Origin of the sequence: Streptococcus sp. M334, assembly GCF_000187745.1 — a bacterium.
Taxonomy (GTDB): domain Bacteria; phylum Bacillota; class Bacilli; order Lactobacillales; family Streptococcaceae; genus Streptococcus.
In genome coordinates this window covers 46,312-62,007 of record NZ_GL732491.1, presented here as the reverse complement: position 1 = coordinate 62,007, position 15,696 = coordinate 46,312, and the positions used below count along the sequence as shown (strand labels likewise).

General features: G+C 39.5%; 11 protein-coding genes, 1 pseudogene and 2 riboswitches. All 12 genes and pseudogenes read right to left on the bottom strand.

Translation table 11 applies throughout. From position 1 onward, the window contains the following. Nucleotides 1-29: 29 nt before the first annotated feature. Nucleotides 30-788, bottom strand: a complete 759-nt coding sequence (locus HMPREF0851_RS13340; RefSeq protein WP_001245134.1) for an ABC transporter permease — start codon at nt 786-788, stop codon at nt 30-32. Further along, nucleotides 751-1,041 (bottom strand): MTH1187 family thiamine-binding protein, encoded by a 291-nt coding sequence (locus HMPREF0851_RS13335; RefSeq protein ID WP_000647655.1) that lies wholly within the window; start codon nt 1,039-1,041, stop codon nt 751-753. The genes HMPREF0851_RS13340 and HMPREF0851_RS13335 overlap by 38 nt, the downstream gene beginning before the upstream one ends. Before the next feature lie 69 nt (nt 1,042-1,110). Next, nucleotides 1,111-1,213, bottom strand: a riboswitch (TPP riboswitch). An 81-nt stretch (nt 1,214-1,294) separates the two neighbouring features. Next, nucleotides 1,295-1,397, bottom strand: a riboswitch (TPP riboswitch). Nucleotides 1,398-1,499: 102 nt separating this feature from the next. Next, complete coding sequence (gene polA, locus HMPREF0851_RS13330; protein ID WP_025169900.1) at nt 1,500-4,133, bottom strand: DNA polymerase I; 2,634 nt, start codon at nt 4,131-4,133, stop codon at nt 1,500-1,502. Nucleotides 4,134-4,251: 118 nt separating this feature from the next. Then, a complete protein-coding gene (locus HMPREF0851_RS13325; RefSeq protein WP_001035393.1) occupies nt 4,252-7,116 on the bottom strand; it encodes an SIALI-17 repeat-containing surface protein in 2,865 nt (954 codons plus the stop codon). Between the two features lie 304 nt (nt 7,117-7,420). Further along, nucleotides 7,421-8,782, bottom strand: a pseudogene (cbpD, locus tag HMPREF0851_RS13320) (choline binding-anchored murein hydrolase CbpD). Nucleotides 8,783-8,869: 87 nt separating this feature from the next. Beyond that, nucleotides 8,870-9,136 (bottom strand): Veg family protein, encoded by a 267-nt coding sequence (locus HMPREF0851_RS13315; protein ID WP_001278168.1) that lies wholly within the window; start codon nt 9,134-9,136, stop codon nt 8,870-8,872. Between the two features lies 1 nt (nt 9,137). Continuing rightward, nucleotides 9,138-10,490, bottom strand: a complete 1,353-nt coding sequence (gene dnaB, locus HMPREF0851_RS13310) for a replicative DNA helicase (protein ID WP_000852496.1) — start codon at nt 10,488-10,490, stop codon at nt 9,138-9,140. A gap of 43 nt (nt 10,491-10,533) precedes the next feature. Beyond that, on the bottom strand, nt 10,534-10,986 hold the full coding sequence (gene rplI, locus HMPREF0851_RS13305) for a 50S ribosomal protein L9 (protein ID WP_000864214.1): 453 nt from the start codon (nt 10,984-10,986) through the stop codon (nt 10,534-10,536). Then, nucleotides 10,983-12,950, bottom strand: coding sequence for a DHH family phosphoesterase (locus HMPREF0851_RS13300; RefSeq protein WP_000715139.1), 1,968 nt, complete (start codon nt 12,948-12,950; stop codon nt 10,983-10,985). The genes rplI and HMPREF0851_RS13300 overlap by 4 nt, the downstream gene beginning before the upstream one ends. Before the next feature lie 135 nt (nt 12,951-13,085). Further along, nucleotides 13,086-13,634 (bottom strand): ribosome hibernation-promoting factor, HPF/YfiA family, encoded by a 549-nt coding sequence (hpf, locus tag HMPREF0851_RS13295; protein ID WP_000599100.1) that lies wholly within the window; start codon nt 13,632-13,634, stop codon nt 13,086-13,088. A 79-nt stretch (nt 13,635-13,713) separates the two neighbouring features. Next, the gene (locus HMPREF0851_RS13290) at nt 13,714-14,376 is read right to left on the bottom strand and encodes a ComF family protein (protein ID WP_000649960.1); all 663 of its coding nucleotides are present in this window, start codon (nt 14,374-14,376) and stop codon (nt 13,714-13,716) included. After that, nucleotides 14,373-15,671: a DEAD/DEAH box helicase gene (locus HMPREF0851_RS13285; protein WP_000867724.1), complete on the bottom strand. Its 1,299-nt coding sequence runs from the start codon at nt 15,669-15,671 to the stop codon at nt 14,373-14,375. Before HMPREF0851_RS13285 ends, HMPREF0851_RS13290 begins: the two co-directional genes overlap by 4 nt. Between the last annotated feature and the right edge of the window lie 25 nt (nt 15,672-15,696).

Below are 15,696 nucleotides of genomic sequence, written 5' to 3'. Positions count from 1 at the left end.
CCTCTTTTCTTTTTTGAAACATTCTAATTCTATGAACGTTTCCATTTAATAACATATTTTTCACTAATATCGACCAACTTCATACCCAGAAGGCTGATAATCGATACCAGAATAATAATAGCAAACATAGTATCATACTGAAACAGTTTCTTGGACTGAATCATGTAGACACCCAGTCCTTCAAAGCCTCCCAACCACTCAGATACCACTGTTGTGATAAAGGCGTAGGAGACACTGACCCTCAGTCCTGCATAAAAGTAGGGCAAGCTGACTGGGATTTTAAAATGCCACAGGATTTGCCAAGGCTTGGCCCGCATCAGACTAAACAAGGTCAGCATATCCTTGTCACAATGCCTAAAACCGTCCAAAATGCTGACGATAATAGGAAAGGTAGTCGTCAAGATAATCAAGACAATCTTGGGTAAAATCCCATAACCGAGCCACAAGACCAGGATAGGAGCTATGGCAATAGTCGGAATGGTCTGAACAACCACCATCATAGGGTAAATCAGGTCGTTAAGCCAAGTCAAACTATCCATGAGCACAGCCATGAGACAGGCAATCAAGACTCCCAAAATTAGACCTAGCAAAGCCACTCTCAAGGTCGCCCAGCTATGGTGCCAGAGAAATTCTCTATCTCGCACAAAAGACTGGAGGATTTCAAGAGGTGTCGGCAGGATAAACTTGGGGAGAAGTTTAAGAAAACCTGCTAACTGCCAGATTGACAAGACTCCTAGAAAGCCCAATAGACTAATGTGTCGTCTCAGTATACTTTTCAAGTTTCTCATCAATACTTAAAATCTCTCCTACATTTATTTTGACATTGGCAAAGACATTATCTGCCTCCTGCCCTGCCACTTCCAGCGCTTCTTTGAGAATACGCATGAGCTCATCAAACTCCCCTTCTAAGACCGTTTCAAATGGTGTCACTACCATAGTCACTTCTTGAGCTTGCAGATAGGCAATGACTTGATCGATAACAGCAATTCGATCAATCCCCTGTGATAGGGGTAAAATTTGCAAGGCAATGCTTGCTTTCATAACAACCTCCTCTTCTCGTTTTCCTCTTTATAAAAAGAAAAACCTTTACCATATATGGAAAAGGCGCAGAATAGACTAAGTAACGTTCCCTACGCTGGCATTACCCAGATCAGGTGCGGTCGAAGTTTAACACTTCCTCTCAGACTGTACACAGACTCCCATATATTATATGGACATATGATAGCGCAAAACAAAAAAAATGTCAAGGAAACTGCTTACAGAAAAACCTTTACCATATATGGAAAAGGTGCAGAATAGACTAAGTATCGTTCCCTACGCTGGCATTACCCAGATCAGGTGCGGTCGAAGTTTAACACTTCCTCTCAGACTGTACACAGACTCCCATATATTATATGGACATATGGTAGCGCAAAACAAAAAAAATGTCAAGGAAACTGCTTACAGAAAAACATGAAAAAGAGTTTGAAAACAAGTGCTTCAAACTCTACATAGCTTTTTTATTTAGCCTCGTACCAGGTTGCTCCCTCATTCTCATCCGCAATCAGGGGAACACTGAGTTGAATAGCTTCTTCCATGGTTTGTTTGACCAATTTTTTCATCTCTGCCAGTTCAGATTTAGGAACTTCAAGGACAATTTCATCGTGCACTTGTAACAGCATCTTAGTCTGATAACCACCTGCAACCAAGGCTTTATCTAGCTGAATCATGGCAATCTTGAGAATATCTGCCGCCGAACCCTGGATAGGAGAGTTGATAGCCGTCCGCTCTGCAAAACCACGAATATTGAAGTTACGCGAATTGATATCTGGCAACTCACGACGACGCTTGAAGAGGGTCTCTACATAGCCCTTATCACGCGCCTCACGCACCACTTCATCCATGTAGTTTTTAATACCTGGGAAGCGTTCAAAGTAGGTATCAATATAGGACTTGGCCTCCTTACGACTAATACCCAAATTATTAGACAAGCCAAAATCTGAAATCCCGTAAACCACTCCAAAGTTAACCGCCTTGGCATTGCGACGATCATTTGCAGTCACATCCTCAGGACGTTCAATGCCAAAGACCCGCATGGCTGTCGAAGTATGGATATCTGCCCCCTCTTGGAAAGCCTTAATCAAGTGTTCATCTTTGGAGATATGTGCCAAAACGCGTAATTCAATCTGTGAATAGTCGGAGCTGAGAAGGACACTATCCTCCCACTCTGGCACAAAAGCCTTACGAATGAGGCGACCTTGTTCCAAACGCACAGGAATATTTTGCAAGTTGGGATCCACACTAGACAGACGACCTGTCTGGGTCAAATCCTGCACATAGCGAGTATGAATCTTGCCATCAGCTAAAATCCAGTCCTGCAAGCCAATCACATAAGTCGATTGAATCTTAGCAATCTGACGGTAATCTAGGATTTTCTTAACAATAGGAGCAATAGGAGCAAGGCGCTCTAACACATCCACCGCTGTCGAATAACCTGTCTTGGTTTTCTTAGTATATTCTAGAGGAAGTCCCAATTTTTCAAAGAGAAGCACGCCCAACTGCTTAGGCGAGTTGATATTAAACTCCTCACCAGCCAACTCGTAAATCTCTTGAGTCAGTTTTTCAATGACAAGCTCATTTTCAGCCTGCATCTCAAGCAAGGTCTCTTTCTTAACCGTAATCCCAGCAATTTCCATCTTGGCAAGGACAAAAGCCAGAGGTTGCTCCATATCATAAAGAAGCTCTAACTGACCATTTTCGCTGAGTTTTTCAAGCAAAATAGGCTCTGTTTCGACCAAAACAGCAAGCTTACGAGCTAAATGCTCCAAGAATTTCTCGCGTTCAGGAAGGGCCTTCTTGACACCCTTACCATAGAAAGTCTCATCATCAACCAAATAAGTCTGACCATAAAGACTAGCGATGGTCGCAATTTCATTGTCCTCCACAGTCGAAAGGAGGTATTTAGCCAAACGGCTATCAAAAGCAGGCGCCTGCAAATCCAGACCAAAACGATGCAAGAGAACTTTAGCTTTTTTAAAATCATAAACTCTCAAAGGTGTTTTTTCTAAGAAATCCTTGAAAATCGGCTCTTGCAACAGCTCAAGCTTGTCTGTGGCATAGAGCTTATCTCCACAAGACCAAGCAAAACCAACCAAATCAGCCGTATGGTAATTCTCACCAAAAAGCTCAAAATGGAAGATAGATTCTTCATTCAGCATGTCTTGACAGACTTGGTCAACAATAGTAAAGTCCAAACTCTCAGCAACATCAGCTGACGACACATTTAAAGCCTGCTTGAGCTGTTTGAAGCCCATCTCATCGTAGAATTTCCCGAGATTTTCTACATCTGGACCACTATAGACCAAATCCTCCAAACCAATCTCAATCGGTGCCTTGGTATCAATGGTCGCCAGTGTTTTTGACAAAAAGGCCTGTTCCTTATCATGGATGAGATTTTCCTTCATCTTAGAAGCCTTCATCCCATCGATATTCTCATAAATCCCCTCGAGTGAGCCATGCTCCAGCAAGAGCTTGATACCCGTCTTTTCACCGATTTTGGTCACCCCAGGGATATTATCCGACTTATCACCCATGAGCGCCTTAAGATCGATAAACTGAGTCGGTGTGATGCCCATCTTTTCCATGAGATAGTCTGGCGTAAAGGCCTCAAACTCAGCCACACCTTTCTTAGAAATTTCAACCACCGTATGCTCATCCGTCAGCTGAATCAAGTCCTTGTCCCCACTGACAATGGTAATATCAAAACCATCCTGCTCTGCTAGCTTATCCAGCGTCCCAATGATGTCATCCGCCTCATACTGAGCCAGCTCATAGTGACAAATCCCCATATGATCCAGCAATTCACGAATGAAAGGAAATTGCTCACGAAACTCATCAGGAGTCTTGGCCCGACCACCCTTATAGTCCGCATACATCTCTGTACGGAAGGTCGTCTTTCCCGCATCAAAAGCCACCAAAATATGACTCGGCTCCACCCGCTCCAATAAATGGCTCAACATCAACTGAAAGCCATAAATCGCATTGGTATGTAAACCAGCCGCATTCTTAAAACGGTCCAACTGCTGATAGAGCGCAAAAAACGCCCGAAAAGCAACAGAAGACCCATCAATCAATAACAATTTTTTCTTATCCATACACCCATTATAAAGGAAAGCACAAAAAAATACCATTGGGAAGAATTCCCTGAGAGAAACTAAGATAATATACAAAAGAGAAGGAAATTATTCCTTCTCTTGCAAACTACGAAATGAATTAGTTTTTACGTTTCACAAATGGAATAGCACCAAGGAACAATCCAAGGAATCCTAATGATGCAACTGCAACATTATCTTTACCACCAGTATTTGGAAGTTCTTTTTTATCTTCTACTTTTGCTGCTGGTGCTTGATAAGTATTATCCTTGTTAGTACCTGCTGTTGTAAGAGTATATTCTGGAACTTCATTAATTGCTGGTGCACCTGTTTCTGCATACGCTGGAATTTCGTTAATTGCTGGTGCACCTGTTTCTGCATATGCTGGAACTTCGTTAATTGCTGGTGCGCCTGTTTCTCCGTATGCTGGAACATTGTTCACTACAAGGTCTTCACCATTTGTAGATAAAGGTCCAGTATACTCAGGAATCTCTGCTTTAAGAGCTTCCACAGCTTCTCCGTTTTCATTTACAGGAGTATTAGTAGCTAGTGGGCCTTTATAGTCAGGAGTATCTGCTTTAGGAGCATCTACAGCTTCTCCATTCTCAGAAACTGGAATATCAGTAGCTAGCGGACCAGTATGCTCAGGAGCATCGGCTACAGTAGGAGCTGTTGCATCATTTACCCCACCATTGAAATCAGAGCCATTATTTCCAGAAGGAGAATCACTAGGATTCACACCACCATTGAATTCAGGAGCGTTAGGAGCACTTGGAACTTGGTCAGGTTGTTTAGCATCATCAGAAAGTGCATCACTAGGATTTACACCACCACTGAAGTCTTTCGGCTCTTCACCCTTAGGAACTTCTTTTAAGTTTTCGATGTAACCTACAGTTGCGTTGTAAGCATCAGTTAGTTTGGCAATTGCATCGTCACCCTCTTGAACTGCTTCATTCACTTCGTCGAAATCGGCTTTAGCTTCATCCGCAGCTACGTTAGCAGAAGCAACTGAAGCTTCTAGTTTAGTTACAGCATCTTGCAATCCATCTTGGATAGCTTGATCCGCATTGTTTTTCTTAGCAGTTTCAAGAGCAGTTTTAGCTTTTTCTAAAGTTTCTTTTTGTTTCTCTAATGTAGCATTTTTCTCTTCTACTACCTTAGCTTTTTCAGCAGCATTAGCTTTATCTGCCTCAGCTTCTTTAGTTAATTTTTTAATTTTTTCAGCTAAATCATCAGCAATGTCTGTAAGTTTTTTAACAATTGGTTTAGAAGCTTCTTTTTTAGCAGCTTCTTCAATTTTTTTAGTTTCGTCAGCAGTTAATTCTTTAGTTTTATAAGCTTCAGGAGCTTTATCTTTTGTGTTGGCATCGTTGAGGAATTCATCTATAGCTTGAGTAGCTGTAAGAACTCCATCTTCAATCGCTTTTAATAAAGCTTCTTTACCGATTTCAGCTTTTGCTTCTTCGATAGCTTTCGCTTTATCTTCTGGCTTGATGCTAGCATCCTTGTTGACTTTATCTTCAGCTTTTTTTTCAAGTTGCTCTAAAGCACCTTTCAAAGCTTCTAAGTTATCTGCTTCTTCTTTTTTAGCGTCTTCTTCTTTTTTAACTTCTTCTTCAACTTTAGCTTTTGCTTTAGCTGCTTCTTCTTTAGCCTTAGCTAATTCAGCTTCTGCATCAGCTTTAGCTTTGTCTGCTTCTGCTTTTACAGTCTCAGCAACAGTTACATCAGCAGCTTCTTTTTTAGCTTTAGTCGTAGCTTCTTCTACTTTTTTAGCTTCTTCAGCAACTTTCTTCTCTAATTCAGCAACTTTAGCATCAGCCTCTGCTTTAGCTTTAGCAGCTTTTTCAGCTTCTGTTGGTTCTGCTTCTTCCTCTGGAGTTTCTTCTGCTGGTTTAGCTGGTTCTGCAGCTTCTTTTGCTTCTGCTTTTTTTACTTCTTCAAGAAGATTATCACGTTTTTCAGTTAAATCTTGAATTTCAGCTGCAGCAGCTTGAATTTTTTCATCAGCTTCATCAAATTCAGACTTCGCAGTATCACGTTCTTTTTCAATCGCAGTTACAGCTTTTTCTAACGGTGCTGTGATATCTTCAGCAAATCCATTATCTTTAGCGGATTTAAGAGCTTCTTTTGCTTCTTTTAAAGTATCTTCCTGTTTTTTTAGTGTTTCAGCTTTCTTTTCAGCATCAGCTTTTAATTGCTCAGCATCATCCGTTAAGTTTTCAATTGTTTCAGTTAAATCATCAGCCTTGTCTTGCAATTTTTCTGATTCAGGACGAGCAGCATCCGCTGCTTCACCTTCTTCAATTCCCGCTTGCACCTCTTCAGGAAGCTTATCCTTAGATACAGGAGTTTCTGTTTTGATTGTTGGATTAGTATCTTGTGCTTTTTCAGCATCATCTGCTAACTCAGCAAGAATATCAGAAGCATTTAATTCACCAGATTCAACAGCCTTTAATAATTCTTCTTTTGCTTTTTTATCAAGCAATTCGTTATCAGGAATTTGTTTCAAAGCTTCGGTTAAACCTTCTTTAGCTTCAGCTTCTTCTTTTGCTGCAGCTTCTTCTTTTGCGGCTTCTTCTTTTGCTTTAGCGTCAGCTTCAGCTGCTTTAGCTTTAGCATCAGCTAATTCATCGTCAGCTGTTTTCTTAGCTTCTTCAGCTTTAGTTTTTGCAGCATCAGCCTCAGCAGATTCTTTTTTCTCTGTTTCAAGTTTAGTAGCTGCATCAGTTGCTGTAGTAGTTGTTCTATCTACTTTAGATTGAGCTTCATCAACTTTAGCGTTAGCTTCTTTTTCAGCTTCCTTGGCTTTTTCAACCTCAGTTTTTGGTGTTTCAGCCGCAGGTGTAGGCTTAGTTTCTCCAGTAGGTTGAGCAGCTGTAGGTTTGTCATCAGCTTTCACAACTGACGGTTGAGATGCAACAAATGTAGCACCTAAAACAGCCACACTAGCCAAACTGGTTAGAATCATTTTCTTTTTGTTCATCTTGTGTACCTCTTTTTGAGAATCATACTTATGTACATTATAAACCCTTCTTTGAGTGAAATCAAGAAATATGTCATATTATGTATACTTTATTATTAATATGTTGTATTTCAAGGCTATAAAAAACTTCAAGAAAGTAACGCATGTTTTACTAGCTTTCTTTTTTCTTTCTTTTCATCACTTTCATTTTCTATAGTAAATTATAGTTTCGAATCCAATTCAGATATCTTAACTCTTCATAAAAACTCTAGTTTAAACAAAAAAACAGGAGATTTCTCTCCTGTTCAGATTCAATTACTTAAAATTAAACCCACTCACCGTTATGATTTACAGTATAACCGTCCACTATTGTATTAACAGCTAGCTCACCTGAAGAGTAAGAATAATACCACTTACCAGATACTTGATACCAGCCCGTTTTCATTGCTCCTGAGTCATCTAGATAATACCAAAATCCTTTCTCCTGTAACCAGCCTGTCTGCATTTCGCCTGACGATTTCAAATAATACCAGTTAGAACCGTCTTTCAGCCATCCCGTTGATTTAGACCCATTTGATTTGAAATGATACCAACTATCATTTATTTTCTTCCAACCAACAGTTAAACTACTATTGGATCCATAGCTAGAGCTATTTCCTGATTAATTCTGATAATTCTGTGAAGAAGTCACCCCCTCTAGCTGGATATAGCGACGACTTCCACTATAAGATATATAACTCAACCACTTGTATCCATCTTTTTCAAGAATTTGATCATAATGAACATTCTCCCCAGAATAATAGTAATCAATCACAGTTGCGCTAGCTAGGGGCTGAGTCTTGATAGCAGATTTAGCCTTAAAAAAATGTGTTCCTCCTGTGGAAGAGATACGAGAATCATTTAGAACGTGAGAATCAAGAGGATTTGTATTCACAGCCTCCAACTGAACATAGCGACGGCTTCCATTATAAGCTGTATAACTCAACCACTTGTATCCATCTTTTTCGAGAATTTGATCATAATGAACATTCTCCCCAGGATAATAGTAATCAATCGCAGTTGCACTAGCTAGAGGCTGATTTTTGATAGCAGATTTGGTCTTAAAATAATGTGTTCCTCCTGTTGAAGCCGAGGATTGACTGTGCCCAACACTGCCACCAGATAAATCTTTAAAATGAATAAAACCAGTCATAGTATTCGTCTTCACAACACGCTTGTTATAAGATTCCCTTATTCCATAGTTGTATTCTTCAATCTCAATCTGATCTCCCATTACATTTGACACCCAAGCAACATGACCATAAGTCCCTGCAGTAGACCAAGCAATGGAGCCAATAGCTGGTGTATTGTCTACACGATATCCTTCACGACGAGCACGATAGCCCCATTCATTCGCATTTCCATAAGCTGCCGGAATCTCAAAACCATTGACATTACTCAAACGAAAGGCTGCAAAAGAAGTACACTGACGAGAATACATGCGCCACTTATCAATCTCCTGGCTCCCATTTTTATAATGAGCAGGATAATCATCCCCACGTGCAATCGATCCATTTCCTCCGGAATAGGCATATACACTATCACCCCCTGCTAGCATCAATCCTACTACTAAAAAAGGAACAACCTTTTTAACTGATTTTCTAAAAGAAAACCTTATCTCTGTTACTTTGAATGGTAAAACTTTCATTCTTCCTCCTTGAAAATAATATAAATCGAAGATTGCCTTCACCTAAACTATTCGGAGAAAAAAGAAAAAGTGAGAAAATTTCTCACTTTAGTCAAGATAATGAATCAAATTCTTTTCTGTAAGAATATCTGAATAAGTAAAGGATTCAACGAAAACATTAGCTTGTTTATCTCCTTCAACATTTCCAAATTCAACGATAAATAGGGATGGATAAACTTCAATTAGCTTACCCAATCTATTTTTTTGGCGCTTACGACCATTCTCCAAAGTCATTTCTACGACTTGTCCCTCATGTGCCTTGATTTCTTCTTTGATTTTTTTCATCTTGGCTACATCTGTAAATGCATCTGACATCTTATGCCTCCCTCTTTGAGATACTTGAAAATTTATTGTATTCTTTTTGGAAAATTAATTCCACCGTTCCACGAGCTCCACTGCGGTTTTTCTCGATAATAACTTCTACCTTATTATTTGGTATGCCTTCCTCTTCTTCACCACCACGCTCATAGTAGTCGTCGCGATAAAGAAAGGCTACGATATCAGCGTCCTGCTCAATAGACCCAGATTCACGAATATCTGACAAGACTGGTCGCTTATCCTGACGTTGTTCTACACCACGAGAAAGCTGACTTAGAGCGATTACTGGAACTTTCAGTTCTTTTGCTAAAATTTTCAACTGACGTGAAATTTCTGAAACTTCTTGTTGACGATTTTCTCGGCCTGTACCTGTAATCAATTGCAAGTAATCTATCAAAATCAAACCAAGATTTCCAGTTTCTTGAGCCAGTTTACGAGAACGAGAACGAATCTCTGTAATCCGAATCCCTGGCGTATCATCAATATAGATACTTGCGTTAGCCAAATTGCCTTGAGCAATGGTATACTTTTGCCATTCCTCATCGGTCAATTGACCCGTACGGATAGAGTGAGACTCTACCAAACCTTCTGCAGCTAACATACGGTCTACTAGACTTTCTGCACCCATCTCGAGCGAAAAGATAGCAACTGTTTTGTCCAACTTAGTCCCAATATTCTGAGCAATATTCAAGGCAAAAGCTGTCTTACCAACCGCCGGACGAGCTGCTAAGATAATCAACTCCTCCTCATGAAGACCCGTCGTCATATGATCTAAATCACGATAACCTGTCGCAATCCCTGTAATATCTGTCGTTTGTTGAGAGCGAGCCTCCAGATTTCCAAAGTTGACATTCAACACATCTCGAATATTCTTAAATCCACTTCGATTAGCATTTTCACTGACATCAATCAGTCCTTTTTCTGCCTGAGCAATGATTTCATCAGCTGGTTGCGAAGCCTCGTAAGCTTGATTGACAGACACTGTCAGCTTGGCGATTAAGCGCCGTAACATAGCCTTTTCTGCAACAATCTTAGCATAATACTCCGCGTTAGCAGAAGTTGGCACAGAATTGACAATCTCAACCAAGTAAGACAGGCCACCAATATTCTGCAAATCACCTTGATTGTCAAGAATGGTACGAACCGTTGTTGCATCTATAGCATCGCCACGATCGGATAAATCTACCATGGCTTGGAAAATCAAACGATGGGCATACTTAAAAAAGTCCCGAGACTCAATATATTCTCGAACAAAAACAAGCTTACTCTCGTCAATAAAGATAGCCCCTAAAACGGATTGCTCAGCTAAGATATCTTGAGGTTGTACTCGTAACTCTTCTACTTCTGCCATCAGACTTCCCTTCCTTTTACAATCTTGTCAAGAAGGTGTAAACTTACCCTTCTTTCACACGAAGATTGATTACACTTGTGATATCTTGATAGATTTTCACTGGTACATCAATCAAACCAACCGCTCGAATCGGAGCTTGTACTTGAATATGACGTTTATCAATCTTAATTCCAAATTGCTTTTGCAATTCTTCTGCAATCTTCTTATTCGTAATAGATCCAAAGGTACGGCCATCTGGACCAACTTTTTCAACAAATTCTACAACCGTTTCTTCTGCTTCAAGTTGGGCTTTAATTGCTTTTGCTTCTGCAATCATCTCAGCGTGAGCTTTTTCTTCAGATTTTTGTTTACCACGAAGTTCACCTACAGCTTGAGCAGTCGCTTCTTTTGCTAGATTCTTTTTGATAAGAAAGTTTTGCGCATACCCTGTTGGTACTTCCTTAATTTCGCCTTTTTTACCTTTTCCTTTAACATCTGCTAAAAAGATTACTTTCATTCTTCTTTCTCCTTTATTTCATTTAATACAATTTCTGTCAGTTTTTCACCTGCTTTTGACAAGGTTAAATCCTTAATTTGAGCTGCTGCCAAATTAAAGTGGCCTCCACCTCCCAGCTCTTCCATAATCCGTTGTACATTCAGTTTACTACGACTCCGAGCTGAGATGGATATAAAGCCTTGTGTATTTTTCGCAAGAACAAAACTCGCTTCAATACCTGACATAGCTAACATGGCATCTGCTGCCTTACTAATAACAACTGTATCATAGCATTTCGAGTCCGTAGCCTCTGCTATCAATACATCTGAACCTAATTTACGCCCCTGTAAAATCAGTTCATTGACCTCGCGATATTCTTCAAAATCTGTCGCAGCGATTTCTTGGATAGCAATACTATCACTTCCTCTCGTTCTGAGATAGCTAGCAACATCAAATGTCCGACTAGTCACTCTTGAGGTGAAATTTTTAGTATCCAACATCATACCAGCCATTAAAACACTTGCTTGCATACGACTCAAACGATTTTTCTTAGAATTCTGGAACTGAATCAATTCCGTTACCAACTCACTGGCACTGCTTGCACCACTTTCGATATAAGTAATAACTGCATTATCTGGGAAATCCTGATCCCTTCTATGATGGTCAATAACAATAGTTTGGGTAAACAAATCATAAAATTCTTTTGATAATGTTAAGGCTGTCTTTGAATGGTCTACAAGAATCAACAAAGAACGATTGGTCACCATCCCCATTGCATCCTTAACAGACAACAACTTCGTAACTCCTTCTTTTTCTAAGAATGAAACAGCTCGTTCAATATCCGGCGACATTTGTTCTTCGTCATAAAGAGCATAGCTATTTTCAGTCACATTACTGGCAAATAACTGCATACCTACAGCAGAGCCCAAAGCATCCATATCCAGATTTTTGTGACCAACTACAAAAACCTGATCCACACTACGAATCTTATCTGAAATAGCCGTCATCATAGCACGCGTACGAGTCCGTGTACGTTTGATTGAGGCAGCAGATCCACCACCAAAATAAACTGGATTTTTAGTTTCGTCATTCTCCTTGACAACCACTTGGTCACCACCACGCACTTCAGCCAAGTTCAAGTTGAGCAATGCAACTTTCCCTATCTCATCATGATTTCCATCACCATAAGAAAATCCCATACTTAAGGTCAAGGGCAACTGTCTCTGTTTCGACTCTTCTCTGAAAGCATCGATAACAGAAAATTTATCATTCATCAATCCCTCAAGTACCGTGTAGTCCGTAAATAGATAAAAGCGGTCCATACTCACTCGACGGGAGAACATGGCATGTTTACCAGCAAATTCTGAAACAAAATTGGCTACAAAACTATTGATATGACTGATATCAGACTCTGATGTTTCATCTTCTAAATCATCGTAGTTGTCAACAGAGACGATTCCAATCACAGGTCGACTCGTTACTAACTCAACATTCGCTTCATATTCTCCAGACACATCAAAGAAGTAAAGAACTCCAGATACCTTGTCCATATGAACCGAATAGCGAGTCTCACCCAAGGTGGCATAGGATCCCGGATTTCCTACCGATGCCTTGATAATTGTTTGAATTAATGCCACATCAATCTCGCCCACTTCATTAGTCAAAATCAATTCAGCATAAGGATTAAACCATTCAACTTCACCTGACGACAAGTCTAACTTAATAACTCCAACAGGCATCTGTTCTAACAAGGTTGTCAAACTTTCTTCAGCTTGGTGGTTTACATACTGGATTTGTTCTACCTCACTCCTTGAGTAGTAGTCTCTCTGATGGATGAATAGTAAAATATATGAACCCAAAATAAGTAGCAAAAGAAATAGCGTTACCAGTGTATTCGTTACAAAAACAAGTTGCACAGATAGCACTCCGAACGCCACTATTCCTAATATTAAGGGAAAAATAGGACTTACATAAAATTTTTTCATTCCAAACCTCTTGGCACCCATTATACCATAATAACCACCAAAAAGCGACTTTTTAAAAGTGTAATCAGTAATTCCATCCATTGTAAGAAAAAGGAGGTTTACAATTCAGTAAACCTACCTTTACACATATTGAAATTAAGATTCTTTAACTTCTAACAAGCCAATCTCGCCATCCTCACGACGATAAATCACATTGGTTGTCTGATCTTCAACATCCACATAGATAAAGAAATCATGTCCCAACAAATCCATCTGTAGAATAGCTTCTTCCAAATCCATTGGTTTTAAATCAATTTGTTTTGAACGAACAACTCTAGACTGGACAACATTTGGATCTTCCACCAATGCATCTGTAAATAATTGACTAGTTGCTACCTTGTTTTTATTTTTACGCTCGATTTTTGTTTTATTTTTACGAATCTGACGTTCAATTTTATCAGTTACAAGGTCAATTGAACCATACATATCTTGAGACACATCTTCTGCACGAAGAGTAATTGAGCCAAGCGGAATCGTTACTTCCACTTTAGCAGTTTTTTCACGATACACCTTCAAGTTAACTCGAGCATCCAACTCTTGTTCAGCTTGAAAATACTTTTCGATCTTTTCGAGTTTAGAAACTACATAATCACGAATTGCTTCTGTTACTTCTAGGTTTTCACCACGGATACTATATTTAATCATATGAGTACCTTCTTTCTAAACATTTTTGTTTTTCTGATTTCATTATAACGCTTTCATTTTATTTTTGCAAATTTTTTCCTCATCTTACAAGGGAAAATGTTTTTACATCCTCAGCACCAGCTTCTTCCAGTAGTCTCTTCACACGATTTATAGTTGTTCCAGTAGTATAAATATCATCTATAAGTAGGATTTTTTTAGGAATAGTGGCTCCATTTTTAATAAAGAAAGGAGGTTCTGTTGCCAAGCGTTCTGAACGATTTTTAGAAGAACTGGCCCGCTCTTCTCTCTTCTCTAGTAAATCTTGAAAAGAGAATCCTGCTGCTTCAACTAAACCTTCAACCTGGTTAAATCCCCTCTCAAGCAATCTTTCAGGACTTAGGGGAATGACGACAAATTGGTACTCTTTGTATTTTTTCAACTCCCTACTTAAAAATGAAGCGAACACTTTTCTTAAAAGAAAGTCCCCATCAAACTTATACCGACTGAAAAAATCCTTCATAGCTTGATTGTAAGTAAAAATCGCTCTATGACTGACCTTAATTCCTTCTTTACACCAAAATTGACAATCTTGACACTTTGTTGACAAGCCTGTTTTCATACAGTTTGGACAGTACTCTTCTCCAATTCTCTCGAAAGTAGAATCACAGTCTGAACAAAGACAAGAGTCAGCATTCTTCAGAAGTAAGAGGCTACTGAAAGTTAAAAAAAACTTCATAGTCTGCCCACATAACAAGCACTTCATAGACCCGCCTCCTTGTTCATCTGCTTAATTTCCTTAATTGCCTTCTTGATTGCATCATTTATCCCATCATGGAAGAAAAGCAAATCTCCTGTCGGTCTATCCATGCTTCGTCCAACTCGTCCACCAATCTGAATCAAGCTAGACTTGGTAAACAGACGATGATTGGCCTCTACTACAAAAACGTCCACACAAGGGAAAGTAACTCCACGCTCCAATATCGTCGTACTGATCAGTATTGTCAGTTCTCCATCTCGAAAAGCTTGTACCTGCTCTAATCGATCCTCTGTTACAGAAGATACAAAGCCAATTTTCTCATTTGGAAATTGCTCCTGTAAGATTTCTTTTAACTGCTCCCCTTTCTTAATTTCTGATGCAAAAATGAGTAACGGATAACCTGTCTTTCTCTGCTTTTCAATATAGGAATTTAACTTTGGTGACAAACGATTCTTATCTAAGTAGCGATTAAAATCCGATAACCAAACTAGTTTTGGAATAATCAACGGATTTCCATGAAATCGTCTAGGCAAGCTCAATCGTTTTAATTCTCCTAAACGGACCTTCCTATCTAACTCATCAGTAGAAGTCGCTGTTAAAAAGATTCTCAGTCCATTCTCCTTTACACTATTCTTGACAGCATGGTAAAGCGTAAGATTATCAACATAAGGAAAAGCATCTACTTCATCCACTATCAGCAAATCAAAAGCATGATAAAACTTCAGTAACTGATGGGTTGTTGCAACAACTAGTGGTGTTCGAAAATACAGCTCTGATTCTCCGTGTAGCAAAGCTATCTCGCAAGCAAAATCCTGTTGCAGGCGCTTGTATAGCTCCAAACACACATCGACTCTAGGGCTGGCCAAACAAACTGCACCACCTTCATCAATCACTTTGGCCACAACTTGGTAAATCATTTCTGTCTTTCCAGCTCCTGTCACTGCATGAACTAAGGTTGGTTCCTGATTGTCTACTGCTTGAATCAATCCCTCTGACACTTTTTCTTGAAAGGGAGTTAATTGACCACACCATTTAAGAACATCTTGCTTCGGAAAATCCTCCTGTGGAAAATAGTATAAAGCTTGATCACTCCTGACTCGCTTCATAATTAAGCACTCCCGACAATAGTAAGCACCTATGGGCAAATACCATTCTTCTAGAATAAGACTATTACAACGTTGGCAGAACAATTTCCCCTTCTCCTTTCTTATTGCTGGAATTTTCTCCGCCAACTGACGCTCCTCTTTAGTTAATTCATTCTCAGTAAACAAACGACCGAGATAATTTGGATTTACTTTCATACTTCTTTATTCGTAAAAACCTAGC

Bases quoted from the DNA above. Each gene is read 5' to 3' on its own strand.
- HMPREF0851_RS13340 (WP_001245134.1), bottom strand. From the start codon at position 788: ATGAGAAACTTGAAAAGTATACTGAGACGACACATTAGTCTATTGGGC.
- HMPREF0851_RS13335 (WP_000647655.1), bottom strand. From the start codon at position 1,041: ATGAAAGCAAGCATTGCCTTGCAAATTTTACCCCTATCACAGGGGATT.
- polA (WP_025169900.1), bottom strand. From the start codon at position 4,133: ATGGATAAGAAAAAATTGTTATTGATTGATGGGTCTTCTGTTGCTTTT.
- HMPREF0851_RS13325 (WP_001035393.1), bottom strand. From the start codon at position 7,116: ATGAACAAAAAGAAAATGATTCTAACCAGTTTGGCTAGTGTGGCTGTT.
- HMPREF0851_RS13315 (WP_001278168.1), bottom strand. From the start codon at position 9,136: ATGTCAGATGCATTTACAGATGTAGCCAAGATGAAAAAAATCAAAGAA.
- dnaB (WP_000852496.1), bottom strand. From the start codon at position 10,490: ATGGCAGAAGTAGAAGAGTTACGAGTACAACCTCAAGATATCTTAGCT.
- rplI (WP_000864214.1), bottom strand. From the start codon at position 10,986: ATGAAAGTAATCTTTTTAGCAGATGTTAAAGGAAAAGGTAAAAAAGGC.
- HMPREF0851_RS13300 (WP_000715139.1), bottom strand. From the start codon at position 12,950: ATGAAAAAATTTTATGTAAGTCCTATTTTTCCCTTAATATTAGGAATA.
- hpf (WP_000599100.1), bottom strand. From the start codon at position 13,634: ATGATTAAATATAGTATCCGTGGTGAAAACCTAGAAGTAACAGAAGCA.
- HMPREF0851_RS13290 (WP_000649960.1), bottom strand. From the start codon at position 14,376: ATGAAGTGCTTGTTATGTGGGCAGACTATGAAGTTTTTTTTAACTTTC.
- HMPREF0851_RS13285 (WP_000867724.1), bottom strand. From the start codon at position 15,671: ATGAAAGTAAATCCAAATTATCTCGGTCGTTTGTTTACTGAGAATGAA.